The 16,832-nt window shown below is 65.4% G+C and carries 18 protein-coding genes; 8 read left to right on the top strand and 10 right to left on the bottom strand.

Annotation, left to right across the window (positions count from 1 at the left end; genetic code table 11):
* Window positions 1-3 precede the first annotated feature (3 nt).
* From V8J55_RS04715 to copC, 6 genes are all read right to left on the bottom strand, one after another.
* Window positions 4-1,152, bottom strand: a complete 1,149-nt coding sequence (locus V8J55_RS04715) for an efflux RND transporter periplasmic adaptor subunit (protein ID WP_336444566.1) — start codon at window positions 1,150-1,152, stop codon at window positions 4-6.
* 4 nt (window positions 1,153-1,156) lie between these two features.
* A complete protein-coding gene (locus V8J55_RS04710) occupies window positions 1,157-2,428 on the bottom strand; it encodes a TolC family protein (RefSeq protein ID WP_336444565.1) in 1,272 nt (423 codons plus the stop codon).
* A gap of 57 nt (window positions 2,429-2,485) precedes the next feature.
* Window positions 2,486-2,812, bottom strand: coding sequence for a hypothetical protein (locus tag V8J55_RS04705; RefSeq protein ID WP_336444564.1), 327 nt, complete (start codon window positions 2,810-2,812; stop codon window positions 2,486-2,488).
* A gap of 13 nt (window positions 2,813-2,825) precedes the next feature.
* The gene (locus tag V8J55_RS04700; RefSeq protein WP_336444563.1) at window positions 2,826-3,200 is read right to left on the bottom strand and encodes a DUF3703 domain-containing protein; all 375 of its coding nucleotides are present in this window, start codon (window positions 3,198-3,200) and stop codon (window positions 2,826-2,828) included.
* Between the two features lie 80 nt (window positions 3,201-3,280).
* Window positions 3,281-4,219 (bottom strand): copper homeostasis membrane protein CopD, encoded by a 939-nt coding sequence (copD, locus tag V8J55_RS04695; RefSeq protein WP_336444562.1) that lies wholly within the window; start codon window positions 4,217-4,219, stop codon window positions 3,281-3,283.
* 4 nt (window positions 4,220-4,223) lie between these two features.
* Window positions 4,224-4,604: a copper homeostasis periplasmic binding protein CopC gene (gene copC / locus V8J55_RS04690; RefSeq protein ID WP_336444561.1), complete on the bottom strand. Its 381-nt coding sequence runs from the start codon at window positions 4,602-4,604 to the stop codon at window positions 4,224-4,226.
* Window positions 4,605-4,750: 146 nt separating this feature from the next.
* Here copC and V8J55_RS04685 point away from each other — a divergent pair, with 146 nt between their 5' ends.
* The 8 genes from V8J55_RS04685 (at window position 4,751) to V8J55_RS04650 (ending at window position 13,693) form a co-directional block, all read left to right on the top strand.
* Window positions 4,751-5,014: a hypothetical protein gene (locus V8J55_RS04685; protein ID WP_037517152.1), complete on the top strand. Its 264-nt coding sequence runs from the start codon at window positions 4,751-4,753 to the stop codon at window positions 5,012-5,014.
* Window positions 5,014-5,454 (top strand): periplasmic heavy metal sensor, encoded by a 441-nt coding sequence (locus V8J55_RS04680; RefSeq protein WP_037517149.1) that lies wholly within the window; start codon window positions 5,014-5,016, stop codon window positions 5,452-5,454. Before V8J55_RS04685 ends, V8J55_RS04680 begins: the two co-directional genes overlap by 1 nt.
* Window positions 5,451-6,035, top strand: coding sequence for an RNA polymerase sigma factor (locus V8J55_RS04675; RefSeq protein ID WP_336444560.1), 585 nt, complete (start codon window positions 5,451-5,453; stop codon window positions 6,033-6,035). The genes V8J55_RS04680 and V8J55_RS04675 overlap by 4 nt, the downstream gene beginning before the upstream one ends.
* A gap of 101 nt (window positions 6,036-6,136) precedes the next feature.
* Window positions 6,137-7,924: a copper resistance system multicopper oxidase gene (locus V8J55_RS04670; RefSeq protein ID WP_336444559.1), complete on the top strand. Its 1,788-nt coding sequence runs from the start codon at window positions 6,137-6,139 to the stop codon at window positions 7,922-7,924.
* Window positions 7,921-9,018: a copper resistance protein B gene (locus tag V8J55_RS04665; RefSeq protein WP_336444558.1), complete on the top strand. Its 1,098-nt coding sequence runs from the start codon at window positions 7,921-7,923 to the stop codon at window positions 9,016-9,018. The genes V8J55_RS04670 and V8J55_RS04665 overlap by 4 nt, the downstream gene beginning before the upstream one ends.
* A 525-nt stretch (window positions 9,019-9,543) precedes the next feature.
* Complete coding sequence (locus V8J55_RS04660; protein ID WP_336444557.1) at window positions 9,544-12,246, top strand: TonB-dependent receptor domain-containing protein; 2,703 nt, start codon at window positions 9,544-9,546, stop codon at window positions 12,244-12,246.
* Window positions 12,247-12,257: 11 nt separating this feature from the next.
* Window positions 12,258-12,962, top strand: a complete 705-nt coding sequence (locus V8J55_RS04655) for a PepSY domain-containing protein (protein ID WP_037517136.1) — start codon at window positions 12,258-12,260, stop codon at window positions 12,960-12,962.
* Window positions 12,959-13,693, top strand: coding sequence for a PepSY domain-containing protein (locus V8J55_RS04650; RefSeq protein WP_336444556.1), 735 nt, complete (start codon window positions 12,959-12,961; stop codon window positions 13,691-13,693). Before V8J55_RS04655 ends, V8J55_RS04650 begins: the two co-directional genes overlap by 4 nt.
* An 11-nt stretch (window positions 13,694-13,704) precedes the next feature.
* On the opposite strand, the gene hutC is transcribed toward V8J55_RS04650, so the two are convergent.
* From hutC to arsC, 4 genes are read right to left on the bottom strand one after another with little or no spacing between them, the layout of a single operon-like run.
* Window positions 13,705-14,505 (bottom strand): histidine utilization repressor, encoded by an 801-nt coding sequence (gene hutC, locus V8J55_RS04645; RefSeq protein ID WP_336444555.1) that lies wholly within the window; start codon window positions 14,503-14,505, stop codon window positions 13,705-13,707.
* A gap of 56 nt (window positions 14,506-14,561) precedes the next feature.
* Window positions 14,562-15,317, bottom strand: a complete 756-nt coding sequence (gene arsH, locus V8J55_RS04640) for an arsenical resistance protein ArsH (protein WP_336444554.1) — start codon at window positions 15,315-15,317, stop codon at window positions 14,562-14,564.
* Between the two features lie 5 nt (window positions 15,318-15,322).
* Window positions 15,323-16,390, bottom strand: coding sequence for an ACR3 family arsenite efflux transporter (gene arsB / locus V8J55_RS04635; protein WP_336444553.1), 1,068 nt, complete (start codon window positions 16,388-16,390; stop codon window positions 15,323-15,325).
* A 12-nt stretch (window positions 16,391-16,402) separates the two neighbouring features.
* Window positions 16,403-16,831: an arsenate reductase (glutaredoxin) gene (gene arsC, locus V8J55_RS04630; protein WP_336444552.1), complete on the bottom strand. Its 429-nt coding sequence runs from the start codon at window positions 16,829-16,831 to the stop codon at window positions 16,403-16,405.
* Window position 16,832 lies beyond the last annotated feature (1 nt).

Here is a 16,832-nt window from a genome sequence, read left to right as displayed (position 1 = left end):
GGCTTAATCCTCATGGCCTGCTTCGCCCTTGCCGATTTCCGACTTGAGCGCGAAGCTGTTGGTGATGGCGATCTGTTCGGTGCCCTTGAGCCCCGAGCGTATGATCACATTGGCGCCGGCGCGGTCGCCCAGCACGACCGGAACGACCTCGAAACCCTCTTTGGTGCGAACGAACACGACACTCTTGCCTTCGACGGTCTGGATCGCGGTCGAGGGAATGCTGATCGATGCATCGCCGTCTGCGTCAGCGAGCGCGACCGAGGCGGTCACCGCTTCGCCGACGCGCCATTGTCCGGCGCGATTATCGAGGATCGCGATCGCGGGCACGAGCTTCGTGGCCGGATCGAGCGCGGGCGAGACGAAGCTGATCTTGCCGGTCGCCTGGCGTCCGGGCGCGCTGACCGAAACGATAGCGCCCGGGCGAATGCGTCCTGCGTCCGCGGGCTGAAGGTTCAGCGACAGCGAAACGCTCGACAGGTTCGCGATGCGGTAAAGCTCGGCGTCGGCGGCGACGGTCTGTCCGAGAACGACGCTGCGCGCGATCACCTGTCCCGAGATCGGTGCGGCAATCGCGATCCGGTTGAGCTGGCCGCCACCGCCCCCCGCTGCCGATACCTGTTGCTGGGCGAGCTGATAAGCGATCCGCGCCTCGGTCGCGGCGGTGCGCGCCGCAATGACATCCTGCTCGGGCGACACGCGCTGCGCGAACAGCCGCTCCTCGCGGGCGAGATTGGAGTTGGCGAGCGCGAGGCGCGCGCGCGTGGCCTGCACTTCGCCCTGGAGCTGTGCTGCCTCGCGGCTTTCGATGATCGCGAGCGTCTGTCCCCGGCCGATGGTCTGCCCAAGATTGCGATTGAGGGCGACGACGCGCCCGCCGATCGCGGCCGACACGGCTTGGGTTGCTTGCGGATCGCCTTCGATCGTCGCCGGCAATTGCAGGGCGCCGGCGCTGCCGCCCGTCGGGCGACCGAGGGCGATCCCGGCGATCTTGATCTGTTCGTTCGTGAGCGCGATTTTTCCTTCGTCGGCATGGCCGGCCTCTTCCTCGCCATGCTCGTCGGCGGGCTTGGCGCTCTCGCCGCCGCCGCACGCCGCGAGGAAGAGCGGCAGTGTCGCGGCGAGCAGCAGCTTTCGGCTGATGTTGATGGTCATGGCGTCAATTTCCTTCGAGGGGCGCGGGAGCCGTGAGGCGTTCCAACCGGGCCTTGGCAAGTTGATAGGAGGCGAGCGCTTCGATCGACGCGACCCGCATCTCGGTCAGCGTCCGTTCGGCATCGAGCAGTTCGAGCTGCCCGAACTTGCCCTCGCGGTAGCCGATGCGCGCGATCCGGGCCGCTTCCATCGCCGCCGAGAGGGCGGGGCCGCTCGCGACCCGCGCCGTCGCTGCCGCATTGGCGGCCTCTGTCTCGGCATCGCTGATCGCCTGCTCGACGTCGAGCGCGGTGACGCGGCGCTGCGCGTCGGCGCGCCGCCGCTCGGCATTCGCCTGGTCGACCGCCGCGCGTCCGTTTTTGAACAGCGGCAGTGGCACCGAAACGCTGAACACCGCCGCCACATCGTTGGTCGCCTCGATCCGGCGAACCCCCGGCCCGACCGTGACGTCGGGCACGCGTTGCGAGCGTGCCAGCCGGACGCTGGCATCGGCGGTCCGGAGATCGGCGTCGGCGGCCGCCAACGCGAGCGTGCCCGCCGCCGAAACGGGGCGGGGTGGACCCGTCGTTCCGTTTCCGGGTCCGCCGAGCACCGCTATGTCGAGCGGGCCGGCGACCGGACGTCCGACGCGCCGCGCGAGATTGGCACGGGCGGCATCGGCGAGGCGCCGCGCCTTGTCGGCCTCGGCTTCCGCGGTCAGGCGCGCGACTTCGGCGCGCTCCTGTTCGAGCGGCGATGCGCGCCCCGCCTGCACCCGGATTGTCGCGGCGCGCGCGGTGTCGCCCGCGATACGATATTGATCCTCGGCCATCGCGACCCGCACTTCGGCGGCGGAGGCCTGGATATAGAGTTCGGTCACTTGCAGTCTTACGTCCGCCTGGGCGATCGCCTGGGCGATTTGCGCGCGGTGCGTCGCGGCATGGGCAACCGCGACGCGCGCTTGCCGCTTGCCGCCGAGTTCGAGCGGGATCGCGACGCTTGCCGTCACATCGGCGCCATTGACGCCATTATAGGGCCCGGTGCCGACGAAATTCTCGACTTCGACCGAAAGCGCGGGATTGGGCCGGAGCCCCGCCGCGCGGCGCGCGGCGTTTGCGGCATCGACGTCCGCCGCCGCGGCTTCGGCCGCGGGCGCGCTGCCGCCCGCGAGCGCAACGGCCTCGTCGAGCGTCAGAAGCGGGCCGGATATCTGGCGGCTTTCGGTGCCGGCCTCCTGTGCGTGCGCGATCGCGACGCACGATGTGGCTGCCACCAGGGCAGCAACGAACCTGAACATAAAGATTCCATCCTCGGTTGATCGGAGAGATCGCCGCGTAAAAAGCGGCGAGCGTGCTCAGATCGCGAGGAGCGGCGGATCGAGTAGCGGGGGCAGGATGCGCGAAGCGAGCTCGGTCGCGGGCGCGGCAAAAAGCGGCGCGCGGGCTGGTTGCGCTGGGGTGTCGGTCGACGTGGCCTTGAGGTCCGGTGCGACCGGGCAATGATGATGCCCGCCATGCACGAGCTGCGATGCGGGATTCTGCCCATCCTGTTCGTCGTCGCCGGCCGACAGGTGAAAGGCGGTTTCGCTTGCCGTGGAATGCGCCGACGCCGGTTCGGCGACGTGCATGCTGCAAAGCAGCACCCCGATGATCATCAGCAGTCGCATGAACGCATTCGGCATGGCCGTTCCCTTATCAGCGCGAAACCGGTTTGTCGTGTGGCGAAATCATCTTGGCGAGATCGGGCGGCACCGGCATTGGCAGGAAGGCGCTGATCCGGGCGCGGCCGGTATTGCCGATGGGCAGCCTGCCGGTCAGCGATCCCAGCGGGACGAGGGCAAGCCGCAGCAGCTGGCCGGCCACCTCGCGCCCGTCGCGAAGGACAATCGCAAAACCGAGCATGTGCCAGTGCGCAGACAGGTGAAGTGCGAAGAAGGGCTGCGCGACGATGTGCGCGCGTCCGATGGCGTTCCAGGCGGCAGGATGGTCGCCGTCGCGGCGAGCGGCACGATATTGCGTCATCTCGACCGCGATCAGCGCGGCCGCGTCCCGACGGTTCGACATGCTCATGCGATTATCCCTCCGCTCGATTCGCTGCCCTTATGCACCCTGTAGCTACTACAGGGTCAAGTCTGCCGATCGGGTGCCGGTCACGCGGGGTTGAAGGGCTCCAGCATGCCGAACCATGCGACGAGCGCGAGGATCGCGAGACCTGCCAAGGCTTCGAGGATCAGGCTGCGGCGCATCGCGCGCGCGGCGCTGGCAGGATCGGTATCGGGCTCGTCCAATGCTCGCGCGAGCGCGGGGGTGAGGCGCCAGCGGTTGGCGGCGGCGAGCGCCAGCATCGCGGCGAACAGGAAGAGCTTTATCGCGAGAAGCTGACCATAGGGCGAGGCGATCGACCGCCCGATATTCGCGGCCCCGACGATCATCTGGCCGTTCACCAGTCCGGTCGCCGCGATCAGGAGCACGCACAATGTCCCCACCGGCGCGAACCGGTCGAGGCTTCGGGCCGTCATCGCGAGACGGTCTTTTGCGACCGGTTCGCCCGGACGGAGCATCAGGAGGAAGCCGGTAATCGCGCCCAACCAGATCGCGGCGGCAATCATATGGAGCGCGTCGCTTGCCCGGTGAATCCATCCGGCGGTGCCTTCGCTCGCGCCGGCATGGCCCGACCAGCCCAGCGTCGCCAGCGCGACGGCTCCGGCGACGGCGACGATCATTGTCGCCGCGACCGGGCTGCGGGCGATACGGAAAGCGGCGACCGCGGTGACAAGCAGGGCTGCCATGCGCACGAGCCAGGCGACGCCGACATCGGTCTCGCCCACGAGCGCGACGACCATTGCCGGGTCGATGGCGAAGATCCCGATCCCCTGCATGCTGGCGGTCAGGACCGCCATGCCCATGAGCGAAAGGAACAGGGCCGCGGCGCAGAGCCACCGCATCGGCCGGGAGAGGATCGATCCCAGTTCGGGATCCTGCCGCTCGCCAGGCTCCAGCGCATGGAGCGGGAAAGCGGCGAGTCCCGCGATGAGCATCAGGACCGCGAACAGCGCGAACCGGACACCCATCAGGAGGAGATCGGCCACGGCCTTATTTCACCGTGAAGCTGAATTCGCTTCCCATGCGGTGCGTATCGGCGCCCGCTGCCGACCATGTGACCTTGTAGGTGCCGGGGACGAGCGCGCGCTTGGCGGTGAGCGTCAGCGACTTGCCGTCCTTGCCCATCGACGACGTCGCCGGAATCTTCATCGGCGCGTGATTGGCCATGCCCGGCATGCCGGTCATCACCAGCTCGGCTTTCACGGTCGAGGCGATCAGCTTTTCGTTGAAGCGCAGGTTGACCGAGGTCACTTTCGAGGCGGTCGCATTCGCGGCCGGGGTCGAGGCGACGAGCTTGGCATGGGCGCTCGCCGCGACGGGCGTCAGGAGCAGCGCGAGGGCGGCGGTTGCAGCGGGGAGAAATGACTTCATTATAAAAACCTCCAAATTCGGGTCTGTCCTGCTAATACGCAAAGCGGCGGCACGGCCCTCGGAAAATCGGCAAGCTCTTGTTGGATTATTTCTGAGGGATGATGCGATCGTGCGCGTATTATCTGTTGTGGACTGCAGGAAGGCCGATGGACGAACTCCGGATTTTGAATGAAGCGCAGGTGCCGATCGAGCTCGAAACGCTCGACGAGCGTGTGCTGTCCGCGCTCGCGGGTCGGCAGCGCGAGGCGTCGGCGGTGCGGCGCATGATGGCGATTGCCGCTTTCGTTTCGCTGGGTGGTGGCTTCGTTGTCGGCAGCGCGGTCGTTCCGCCCGCCGTTGCCGCGAGCCCGATCACGCCGCTCATTCCGGCCAGTCCGCTGGCCCCCTCGACCTTGCTGGATTCGCGTTGATGACGTCGTCGCGCCGTTTGCTGCTCTTCGGTCTGGTCGCGTTCGTCGCGGCACTCGCTGGCGTGCTCGCCGGACGCCTCGTCGTCGAGGCGCCGCGTGCCAGCGAAACCGAACTTCACGCGCTTCTCCATCGCGAGCTGAAGCTTTCACCCGCGCAGAAGGTGAAGCTCGACAAGATCGAGGCGAAATTCGCGACCCGGCGCGATGCGCTCGAACTCGACATGCGCGCCGCCAATATCCGGCTCGCGCAGGCGATCGAAGCCGAACATGGCTATGGACCGCGCGTTACCGAGGCGATCGACGAGACCCACCGCGTGATGGGCGAGCTGCAGAAGGAAACGCTCCAGCATCTGTTCGCGATGCGCGTCGTCCTCGACCGCGAGCAGGCCGCGATGTTCGACAAGAGCGTGGTCCAGGCGCTGACCGCCGATGCGCGGTGACCCTCGACCTTGCGCAATGTAGCGACCGCGAGCTCGCTGCGCTGGCAAGCGCCGGTCAACAACAGGTCTATCGGGAATTGTTGCGACGGTACAAGGCGCCGGTCTTTCGCCTGATCCGTGCCAATATCGGCGACCCGGACGAGGCGATGGATTTGACGCAGGAAACTTTTGTCGCCGGCTTTGCGGCGCTTGGCCGCTATGATGCGGACCGGCCGTTCCGGATATGGATCGCCCGGATCGCGCTCAACAAGTGCCGCGACTGGGCGCGGCGCCGCGCGGTCCGGTCCTTCTTCGCGCGCGCCTTGCCGCTCGAAAGCGCCCATGACGTCGCGAGCGATGGCCCGGCGCCCGATGCCGAAGCGGCCGACCGGGCCGAACTCGTCCGTGTCCGCGCCGCCATGTCGCGCCTCGCACCCAATTTGCGCGAGGTTCTGGTGCTTCGCGGCGTCGAGGAACTGAGCCAGGCGGAAACCGCCGAACTGCTCCAGACAAGCGAGAAGACGATCGAAATGCGGCTCTACCGTGCCCGTGCGAAATTGAAGGCGCTGCTCGGCGAGACGGCCGTGCGCGAGACAGGCTGAAGGCAGGAGCGCAGCTCATCACGCAATTTCGTCCGAAAGGGTGAGGGGCGGGGGAGCGTGCCGCGTATGACTATTGAGACAAGGCAATATCCGGGAATTTTATGCAGATAGACAGGCGTCGTTTCGTGACGGGGGCATTGGGCGGCGGAACCGTGGCCGCGCTTGCTCCCTGGTTTCCGGCCTGGGCGCAGTCGGTGTCGTCCGGTATCGTCGCGCCGCTGCCGACAGTGTCGGGCAACGATATCAGCCTTCGCATCGCGCGTCAGACGATGCGGATCGACGGCAAGGTCAGCCGCGCGATCGGGATCAACGGCACCGTGCCCGCGCCGCTCGTGCGCCTGAAGGAGGGACAGACGGCACGCCTCACGGTCATCAACGACCTCGATGAGGACAGCTCGATCCATTGGCACGGGCTGATCCTGCCGTTCCACATGGACGGCGTGCCCGGCGTCAGCTTCCCCGGGATCAAGCCGCGATCGCGCTTCGTCTATGAATTTCCGGTCGTGCAATCAGGGACCTATTGGTATCACAGCCATTCGGGGCTTCAGGAACAGCTCGGGCATTACGGCCCGATCGTCATCGATCCCGCAGGTCCCGATCCGATCGGTTATGATCGCGAGCATGTCGTCGTCCTCTCGGATCATAGCCAGCTGTCGCCCGAGGCGATCTTTCGAAAGCTCAAGGTCAACCCGGGCCATTTCAACATGCAGCGCCAGACCCTGTCCGGTCTGCTGGCCGGCAAGGACCAGTCGCTGAAGGAGCGCGTCGAATGGGGCGCGATGCGCATGGACCCGACCGATGTCGCCGACGTCAATGGATCGACCTATAGCTTCCTCGTCAACGGCCACGGTCCGCGCGATAATTGGACCGCGCTCTTCAATCCCGGCGAGCGCGTGCGGCTGCGGATCATCAACGCGTCGGCGATGACGATCTTCAATGTGCGCATCCCTGGCCTCAGGATGACCGTCGTTCAGGCCGACGGGCTCAACGTCGTGCCGACCGAGATCGACGAGTTCCAGATTGCCGTCGCCGAAACCTATGACGTCATTGTCACCCCGGTCGAGGACCGTGCCTATACCTTCGTTGCCGAAGCCAATGATCGCTCGGGCATGGCGCGCGCGACGCTCGCGCCGCGCGCCGGCATGGCCGCCGCGGTGCCGCCGCTCCGCGAACGCCCGCTGGCGACGATGAAGGACATGGGCATGGGCGCGATGGCGAGCGGCGATGCGTCGTGCACGCCCGAACATGCGGCAATGGGCCATTGCACGCCTCCGCCGGCTGACGGCGGGGCCGTCGATCACGCGGCGATGGGGCATGGTGCAGGGGGCATGAACCACAGCATGCGCGACTTCAGCGTCGCGCCGCAGGTCAAGCGCGACCCCAGCGTCCAGTCGATCTCGCCGATGCCGGTCGACCGTATGGGCGAGCCGGGGCAGGGGCTCGAGGACGTCGGGCACAAGGTGCTGACCTATCACGACCTTGTCGCGCTCGAACGCAACCCCGACGTGCGCGCCGCCTCGCGCTCGCTCGACATCCACCTCACCGGCAATATGGAACGCTTCATGTGGTCGTTCGACGGCGTGAAAATGTCCGACCATCACGAACCGATCCCGTTCATCGAGGGCGAGCGGGTGCGGATCAACCTCATCAACGATTCGATGATGAGCCACCCGATCCACCTGCACGGCCATTTCTTCGAACTGGTCACGGGCAAGGGCGATCGCTCGCCGCGCAAGCATACGGTGCTCGTCCAGCCCGGCGGCACCGCGAGCTTCGACTTCACCGCCGACGCGCTCGGCGACTGGGCGTTCCATTGTCATATGCTTTACCACATGCATGCCGGGATGATGCGCGTCGTGAGCGTCCGTCCGAAGGGAGAAGCCGAATGACGCGCATCGCGCTCCTCCTCTCGGGCATCGCGCCGCTCGCCTTCGCGGTTCCCGCCGCGGCCCAGTCGGCGGATCATTCGATGCACGGTTCGGCGCCCGCGCCGGCGGCAAAGCCATCGGCCGAGTCCCCGGGCTGTTCGCCCGAGCATGCGGCGATGGGCCATTGCACACCGGAACCCGATGTCTCCGAAAAGGAGGCTGAGGACGTGCGCGCGGTGGATCAGGGGACGATGCTGTCATCCGATCCCGATTGTCCGCCCGAACATGCCAAAATGGGCCATTGTACCCCGAAGGCCTCGCCCGCCATGGCGGGGATGGAGAAGGCGACCGCGGTGAGCGGCACGGACTTGCCGCCGGGCGATGGCACCGCGCCGGCCCCGCCGGCCGACTGGTATGCCGACCGCATCTATCCGGGCGCTGAAATGGAACATTCGCGCCACGAGATGATGAAGGAGAATGGCGCGCAGACCATCGCCTTTATCAGCTTCAATCTCGCCGAATATCAGGCGCGCAAGGGCGGCGACGGTTTCCGCTGGGCTGGCGAGGCCTGGTACGGCGGCGACATCAACCGGCTGACGATCAAAAGCGAAGGCGAGGGCGTCTTTGGCGAAGGCATCGAGGGCGCCGAAATTCAGGCGCTCTACAGCCGCGCGATCGGCCCCTATTTCAACGCGCAGGCGGGTATCCGGCAGGATCTGGGCCCCGGCCCCGACCGAACCTATGCGACAATCGGCTTCGAGGGGCTGTCGCCCTATTGGTTCGAAGTCGAGGGCGCGTTGTTCCTCTCGAACAAGGGCGACCTGCTCGGCCGCCTCGAGGGTTATTACGACCAGCGCATCACCCAGAAACTGATCCTCCAGCCGATGGCCGAACTCAATTTCTCGGCGCAGGATGTGCCCGAAACCGGAACGGGCTCCGGCTTGTCCGACGTCGAGCTCGGGCTTCGCCTGCGGTACGAAATCGTCAGGGAGTTTGCGCCCTATGTCGGTGTCGAATGGGCGCGCAAGGTGGGCGATACCGCGCGCTTTGCCCGCGCGGCGGGCGAGGATGCGAGCGGGGTCAGCTTCGTCATGGGGATACGCGCCTGGTTCTGAGCCGCGGCGGGCGGCGCATCAGGAGGAGGCACATCGTGTGCACGCCTGTCGCCGCCTTGCGCTCCAGGCTTTCGCAGGCGACGCCGCTATCTAGCTGGTGATCGTCGCCCGACCCGGCGCAGGCCCGGCCGGGCCCGGCCAAAGGCGGTGGGATCTCCCGCCGCCGCTCCTTCGCGAACGACCGAAAGCGATGAAAGGACTCGCCGTTCCCCGGCATCCCGCGCGATTCGCCGGGGATGGAAATGCCCGACGCGAGCAAGAACGCCTTCGACGTGACGGCCTTCGGCGGCGAGGGCCAGTCCCGGGTTTTTGCGGCCCGGCCGGCGCCCGGCACGCATCGCCGCCCGCGTTCAAAAAAATGTCATTCAGCGTGAGGGGTAGATGCTTCGGATGCGTATTATATGGACCGACTACGCGCCCATGAGTACCATCTAAGATATTGATCTTCAACGTAAATTTTTATTGACCTGTATATACATTTGATGCTCTCTGCGGTGGGTAACGCAACCAACAGGGGGTTTCGCGATGAAGATCAGGACAGTTTTGCTCGCCGGTGCAGCGGTTTGTGCGGGCATTTCCGCGCCAGCATTCGCGCAAGCCGAGTCGGCACCCGAGACGGGCGCTGAGGGCGCGACCAGTGGCAGCGATATCGTTGTGACCGGGTCGCGCATCCGCCGCCAGGATCTCGCCGGGGTTGGACCGGCAACGGTGGTCTCCGCCGAGCAGATCGAGAATACCGGCGTCGTCAATATCGAGACCGTGCTGCAGCGCCTCCCCGCCAATGCGGGCTTCGCGGGCAACCAGACCTCGGCCTATTGGGCGAACAACGGCTATGGCACCGCACAGGTGAACCTCCGCGGCCTCGGCATCAAGCGCACGCTCGTCCTGCTCAACGGTCGCCGTCTCGTCGCGGGTGGCACCGGGGCGAACTCGTCGCCCGACCTCAACATGATCCCCGTCGCGGCGCTCGCGCGCACCGACGTCCTCAAGGACGGGGCTTCGGCGATCTACGGCGCCGACGCGATGGCGGGCGTCGTCAACCTCGTGACCCGCACCGACTATGAAGGTCTTGGCCTCAGCGTTCGTCAGGGGCTTACCGAAAAGGGCGACGGGTCGGACTTCACCGCCGACCTGCTGTGGGGTGTTCGCAATGATCGCGGCGGCTTCATGGCGGCGGTCACCTATCAGAAGACCAAGGCGGTCAACATGGCGAGCCGCGCGCCCTGCTCGCTGGCGGAAACCACGCCCGGCGCGCTGAGCTGCGTCAACAGCGCGTCGACCATCGGCGGCCGCGCGGTGCTGCCGAACGGTCAGCAGATCAACTTCAATCAGGTGCTGGGCGGCAACGGCAATTTCTTCGAGCCGTATAGCGCGGCGAAGCATAATTTCAATTCGAACCCGTTCCTGAACGCGGTCAGCCCCGTCGAGCGCGTCAGCACCGCCTTTTTCGCCGACTATGACATCACCGACAATATCGAGGCGTTTGGCGAATTCCTCTATACGTTCCGCAAATCGAACCAGATCGCGACGCCCGGTACGCTGCGAAATCTTTCGATCGCGGCGAGCAATCCGACCAACCCGACGGGGCAAAATATCGTCCTGATCCAGCGCCGCCTCGCCGAACCGGGGCCGCGCCAGTTTTTTCAGGAAACCGATACCTGGCAGGGCACGTTCGGCCTGCGCGGCAAGCTCTCGAACAATTGGGGGTGGGAAGTCGCGGGCGCGTTCGGCCGCAACACCGCGGTCGACGGGTCGACCAACGTCGCCAATCTGGAGCGTGTCCGCAACACGATCGACACGACCAAGTGCAGCCTCGCTGCCGGTGCGACGATCCCCTGCGCCGACTATCTTGGCTTCGGCGACCTGACCCCGCAGGTTCTCGACTATATCCTCTTCACATCGCGCGATCGCGGCGGGAATGAGCTGGCGACGGTCACCGCCGACCTCAACGGCGATCTGTTCAAGCTGCCTGCGGGGCCCGTCTCGTTCGCGGCGGGCGTCGTCTATCGCAAGGAAAAGGGCTGGCGCGATCCCGATCCGCTGACCGTGCTCGGTATCGCCAACACCAACCAGCAGAGCCCGATTTCGGGAACCAGCACCGCCAAGGAAGCCTATCTCGAGCTGTCGGTGCCGATCCTGGCCGATACGCCTTTCTTTCAGGCGCTGACGGCGGGCGGCGCGGTCCGCTATTCGAACTATGATTTGTTTGGCAGCGACTGGAACTACAAGGGAAGCCTCGACTGGGTCATCAGCGACAGCTTCCGCCTGCGCGGCACCTATGGCACCGGTTTTCGCATTCCGAATGTCCCCGAATTGTTCGGCGGCGTGTCCGAGGGCAATCTGACCACGACCGATCCGTGCTCGCGCTATTCGACCAGCGGCAATGCCGGGCTGATCGCCAACTGCCGGGCGTCGGGAGTCCCTGCGAACTATGTCCAGCTCGGCACCACGATTTTGACGACGGTCGGTGGCAACGAGAATTTGCAGCCCGAAAGCTCGACCACCTGGACGGTCGGGACGGTCGTTTCGCCCAAGGGGCTGATCCCCGGCCTGTCGCTCACCGCCGACTGGTTCGACATCACGATCAAGGACGCGATCCGCGCGATCCCCGGATCGACCAAGCTCGCCATCTGCTACGCCAGCACGAACCTGTCGCATCCCTTCTGCGACGATTTCACGCGCAGCCCGCTCACCGGCGAAGTCACTTTCCTCTCGGCGCAGCCGATCAACACCGGACGCGAGGAAATGAACGGGCTCGATCTCGGTCTCGTTTACGCGGGCGGCATCGGCAGCGTGAACATCTCGCTCGACGTCAACCTGACCTACCTCAACAAATATGTCGTTCTGCCTTTCCCCGGCGGCGCGCCGATCGATTTCGACGGCTTCATCGGGGGCGGTAATGGCGGCTATTCGAAATGGCGCGGCTATGGCGTGCTGACCGCCGAAAAGGACGGTATCAGCGCGACCTGGTCGACCCAGTGGGTCGGCAAGGCGACCGACTTCAATGCGGCGCCCGGCGAGATCGGCTACAGCACGCCCAATGTCTTCTACCATAATCTTCAGGTCGCGTTCGAGATCGACGAAAAAACCCGCTTCCAGCTGGGGGTCGACAATCTCTTCGATCGCAAGGCGCCCTATATCCAGAGCTTCACCGATGCGAACACCGACACGATGACCTATGATCTGCTCGGACGGCGTTTCTACGTCGGTTTCCGCACGGCATTCTGAGGGCAGGGGAAATGGCGATCCGTTGGCCGCTGCTTGTTCGGCGAACGCATAAATGGCTGGCGCTGGTCGTCGGCGTCCAGGCACTGCTCTGGACGCTGACCGGCCTCTATATGGTGGTTGTCCATATCGACATCATCCACGGCGACAATCTCGTGCGGGCGCCGGTTGCCGAACCGTTCGACCTTGCCGGCCTTGCACCGCCCGCGCGCATCGTCGCGGCGGCGCCCGGCGCATCCGAGCTCCGGCTGCAGCGCTTCTTCGACCGGCCCGTCTGGCGCGCCGAGACACCCGAAGGCGCGCGCCTCTACGATGCCCGCTCGGGCGCGCCGCTGCCTGCGCTGACCGAGTCCCAGGTTCGGGCGCAGGCGCGGCGCATCTACACCGGCGACGGGCGGATCGTGTCGGTGCGTTTGCTCACTACGGCACCGCAGGAAATGCAGTCGCGAAAGCCGCCTTATTGGCAGGTCGAGTTCGAGGGCTGGAATCGTCCGACGCTCTATCTCTCGCCGCAAACCGGCGAGCTGATTTCGCGCCGCCATGCGCTGTGGCGCGTCTTCGATTTCGCCTGGATGCTCCACATCATGGACTATGACGAACGGACCGACGTCAACAATCCGCTGCTTCGCGTCGCGACATGGAGCGCCTTTGCCATGGCGCTGACGGGCGCCTGGCTGCTGATCTGGTCCTTCAAGCGTCGCAAAAGGAACAAGGCATGAAACGCATCCGGCTGACGCCGCTGTTCTTCCGGCGCATTCACAAATGGGTGGGGCTCATCCTGGGCCTCCAGTTCCTCCTTTGGGCCTTGAGCGGCTCGGTGATGGCGCTGCTCGACAAGGACAAGGTCGGTGGCCATGACGGCGGCATGTCGCACGCGCATCCGCTGCCGGCCGGGGCGTATTTCGACGTCGCCGCCTTGCCGCGCGGCGAGCCCGTGACCGGGGTGATCCTGCGCGACCTCGGCGCCCGGCCGGTCTACGAGCTTCGTTCGGCCAAGGGCGTTCGTCTGGTCGACGCGACGAGCGGCGCGCTTGTTCATGTCGACGAGCAAATGGCGCGCGATGTCGCCGCAATGATGAACGAGGCGCCGATCCGCAAGGTCAGCGTGCTGGCGAAGCCGAATCTCGAATCGCGCGACCATGAAGGCGCGATGTGGCGTGTCGACTTCGCCGATGCCGAGAATAGCAGCGCCTATGTCGCGCTCGACACCGCGCGCTTTCTCGTCATGCGCGGCGATACCTGGCGGACCTGGGATTTCTTCTGGATGCTCCACAATATGGACTATGTGAACCGGAAGAGCTTCAATCACCCGCTGATCATCTTCGTGGCTTTTGGCGTGCTGTGGCTGTCGGGGACCGGTTTCTACCTGCTGTTCAAGAGTTTCAGCCGCGCCGACTTCCGCTGGCTGCGCCGGCGCCGCAAACCCGTCGTCACCCGCAGCGCGGCCTGACCTGCCGGCGGTCAGTCGTCGATCGAGAAGGCGGCCGACAGCTCGAAGCGCGATCCCGGATGCGTCAGCCAGGCGTGGCTGACGAGGCGCGAATGGCTCCATGTCCGGCGCGTCATCCGCAGCACGGGTTCGCCGTCCGACAGCCCCAGCATGCTGTGGGTGCGCGCATCGGGCATTTCGGCGCGAACCCGATGTTCGACGCGCTCGAGCGGCGCCGTCCTTGTCAGATATTCGTTCGGCGTCATCTGCGTGAAGTCGATCTTGCCATAGTCGGGGGCGGCCGACGCGAGCACGAAACGCTCTTCGAGCTGGATCGGGAACTCGGCTTCATGATGCACGATGATCGAGTGGAACAGCCGGGTCCCGACCGGAACCTCGAGCAGCGCCGCCATGTCGGCATTGGCGCGTATCTCGTCATTCTGCACGACGCGCGCGCGGTAGACATGCCCGCGCTCCCGGATTTCTTCGGCGATATTGCGGATTTCGATCATCTGGCCGATCGGCTTGGGCTCGGCGATGAACGATCCGCTGCCCGCGCGGCGCACGAGGACGCCCGCGGCCTGTAGCTCGCGTAGGGCCCGATTGGCGGTCATGCGCGACACGTCGAACTGCTGGACCAGTTCGGCTTCCGACGGCACCCGGTCGCCCGGCTTCAGATGCCCGTCGCGAACGGCATCGCAAATGCTCTGCTTGATGGCGGCGTAACGAGGCGGAGACCGGTCATTTTCGTCGTCGGGGCTGCGGGGCCGGGCGGCCGCGGATCCAGTCGAAAGCTTTGATCCGCGTCCGCGCGTGCGAGTGATAAAATCCATAACCCGTCTATACAGGTTGCGGTCGGTAGAAGCCAAGCACGCTGTTTGCAGGGTGCTCAGACGCCCGGCAGGCCGGCCAACTGAGCCGGCGTCACGACGGGTTCGTTTCGATCCTTGCGTTCCGAATAGCGGTCGACGAGCTGGGCGGCGTGACCGCGCGTCAGCACGGTGAAGCGTACAAGCTCTTCGGCGACATCGACGATCCGGTCATAATAGCTAGAGGGCAGCATACGGCCCGCCTGGTCGAATTCCTGATAGGCCTTGGCGACGCTCGACTGGTTGGGGATGGTGACCATCCGCATCCAGCGGCCGAGGATGCGGAGCGTGTTGACGCTGTTGAACGATTGCGAACCCGCCGAGACCTGCATGACCGCGAGCGTGCGGCCCTGCGTCGGTCGGAGGCCCTTATAAGCGAGCGGCAGATGATCGACCTGCGCCTTCATGGTCCCGGTGATCTGGCCGTGACGTTCGGGGCTGCACCAGACCTGGCCTTCGGACCAGAGCGAATGCTGCCGGAGCTCCTCGACCGCCGGATGATCGTCGTCGGCGATCAGGTCGGGAAGCGGCAGGTCCGTGGGATCGAAGATACGCGTCTCACAGCCGAAAAGCTGGAGCAGGCGCGCAGTCTCTTCGACGACGAGTCGCGAGTAAGATCGTTCGCGCAAGCTCCCGTAGAGCAGCAGGATGCGCGGCGCGGGATCGAGCGGGCCGAGGCCCAGCGCCGGTTGTGACCGGACATATTCTGGGCTCAGCGCCGGAAGATGGGTGGGGTCGGTGAGTGTGCGGAGGCGCGAGAAGGTCGGGGCAGTCATGGAGATCAGTCTTTCGCGGGGGTGGACGACGGAAACCAGCGGCGTCCGAACCAAAAGGCGACGCTTACCAGCAGGATAAGCACGGGAACCTCGACGAGCGGGCCGATGACAGCGGCGAAGGCGACCGGCGAGGCAAGGCCGAAGGCGGCGATGGCGACCGCGATCGCGAGCTCGAAATTATTGCCGGCGGCGGTGAAGGCGACCGCCGTCGTGCGCGGGTAATCGGCCTCGATAAGCTTGCCCATCCAGAAGCTGATGACGAACTGTACGACGAAATAGATGGTGAGCGGGATCGCGACGCGCACGACGTCGCCGGGGATGGCGATGATCTCGCCGCCCTTGAGGCTGAACATCGCGACGATCGTGAACAGCAGCGCGACAAGCGTGATCGGCGCGATGCGGGGCAGGAAACGCGCTTCATACCAGTCATTGCCTTTGGCGCAGGCCAGCCATTTGCGGGTAAGATATCCCGCCGCAAAGGGAATGCCGAGGTAGATGAGGACCGCCTCGGCGACGGTCCGGAAGCTGACGTCGATCACGCTGCCTTCGAGCCCGAAATGCGGCGGCAAGATGGTCAGAAAGAACCAGGCATAGACGCTGAAAAACAGGATCTGGAAGATCGAGTTGAAGGCGACGAGCGCGGCGACATATTGATTGTCGCCGTTCGCGAGCTGGTTCCACACAATCACCATTGCGATGCAGCGCGCGAGACCGATCAGGATCAGCCCGGTCATATATTCAGGCCTATCAGACAGAAAGATCACCGCGAGCGCGAACATCAGCACCGGACCGATGATCCAGTTCTGGATGAGCGAGATGGCGAGAACGCGCTTGTCCTCGAAGACTCGTGGGAGCTCATCGTAGCGAACGCGTGCCAAGGGCGGATACATCATCAGGATGAGGCCGATCGCAATCGGGATATTGGTCGACCCGACCGACAGCGCGTCGATCGCGGCGGGCAGGCCGTCGAAGGTCGACCCGAGCCAGACGCCGAGCGCCATCGCAAGGAAGATCCAGAGCGTCAGGTAGCGATCGAGGAACGACAGTGGTTCCCGCTTGATAGCATTGGACATGGATGTTTTTCCTCAGGGCTGGACGCGATTTCCATCTGCATCGACGACGCGCTCGCCATCCTCCTTTGCAAAGGCGCCGAGCTGACGGGCCGGAAGGATATCGAGCGCCGCTTCGGATGGCCGGCAGAGCCTCACACCGAGCGACGACACGACAAGCGGTCGGTTGATCAGGATCGGGTGCGCCATCATCGCCTCGACCAGCGCCGCATCGTCGAGGGATGGATCGGCAAGACCCAGCTCGGCATAAGGCGTCCCCTTTTCGCGAAGGAGCTCGCGCGGCGCGATGCCCGCCCGCTCGATCAGTTGTGCGAGCAGGGCGCGCGACGGGGGCGTTTTCAGATATTCCACGACATGCGGCTCGATCCCGGCGTTGCGGATCAGCGCGAGCGTGTTCCGCGACGTCCCGCATTCCGGGTTATGATAGATGATGATATCGGTCATC

It is taken from the genome of Sphingopyxis sp. CCNWLW2 (genome assembly GCF_037095755.1).
Classification (GTDB): domain Bacteria; phylum Pseudomonadota; class Alphaproteobacteria; order Sphingomonadales; family Sphingomonadaceae; genus Sphingopyxis.
Note: the sequence above shows the minus strand (reverse complement) of the source record. Positions and strands in the feature narration are given on the sequence as shown.

Excerpts from the sequence above, each read along its gene's own strand:
- arsH (WP_336444554.1), bottom strand. The coding sequence starts at position 15,317 with ATGACTGCCCCGACCTTCTCGCGCCTCCGCACACTCACCGACCCCACC.
- copC (WP_336444561.1), bottom strand. The coding sequence starts at position 4,604 with ATGAAGTCATTTCTCCCCGCTGCAACCGCCGCCCTCGCGCTGCTCCTG.
- V8J55_RS04660 (WP_336444557.1), top strand. The coding sequence starts at position 9,544 with ATGAAGATCAGGACAGTTTTGCTCGCCGGTGCAGCGGTTTGTGCGGGC.
- V8J55_RS04705 (WP_336444564.1), bottom strand. The coding sequence starts at position 2,812 with ATGCCGAATGCGTTCATGCGACTGCTGATGATCATCGGGGTGCTGCTT.
- V8J55_RS04665 (WP_336444558.1), top strand. The coding sequence starts at position 7,921 with ATGACGCGCATCGCGCTCCTCCTCTCGGGCATCGCGCCGCTCGCCTTC.
- V8J55_RS04650 (WP_336444556.1), top strand. The coding sequence starts at position 12,959 with ATGAAACGCATCCGGCTGACGCCGCTGTTCTTCCGGCGCATTCACAAA.
- V8J55_RS04655 (WP_037517136.1), top strand. The coding sequence starts at position 12,258 with ATGGCGATCCGTTGGCCGCTGCTTGTTCGGCGAACGCATAAATGGCTG.
- arsC (WP_336444552.1), bottom strand. The coding sequence starts at position 16,831 with ATGACCGATATCATCATCTATCATAACCCGGAATGCGGGACGTCGCGG.
- arsB (WP_336444553.1), bottom strand. The coding sequence starts at position 16,390 with ATGTCCAATGCTATCAAGCGGGAACCACTGTCGTTCCTCGATCGCTAC.
- V8J55_RS04670 (WP_336444559.1), top strand. The coding sequence starts at position 6,137 with ATGCAGATAGACAGGCGTCGTTTCGTGACGGGGGCATTGGGCGGCGGA.
- V8J55_RS04710 (WP_336444565.1), bottom strand. The coding sequence starts at position 2,428 with ATGTTCAGGTTCGTTGCTGCCCTGGTGGCAGCCACATCGTGCGTCGCG.
- V8J55_RS04685 (WP_037517152.1), top strand. The coding sequence starts at position 4,751 with ATGGACGAACTCCGGATTTTGAATGAAGCGCAGGTGCCGATCGAGCTC.
- V8J55_RS04700 (WP_336444563.1), bottom strand. The coding sequence starts at position 3,200 with ATGAGCATGTCGAACCGTCGGGACGCGGCCGCGCTGATCGCGGTCGAG.
- V8J55_RS04680 (WP_037517149.1), top strand. The coding sequence starts at position 5,014 with ATGACGTCGTCGCGCCGTTTGCTGCTCTTCGGTCTGGTCGCGTTCGTC.
- V8J55_RS04715 (WP_336444566.1), bottom strand. The coding sequence starts at position 1,152 with ATGACCATCAACATCAGCCGAAAGCTGCTGCTCGCCGCGACACTGCCG.
- hutC (WP_336444555.1), bottom strand. The coding sequence starts at position 14,505 with ATGGATTTTATCACTCGCACGCGCGGACGCGGATCAAAGCTTTCGACT.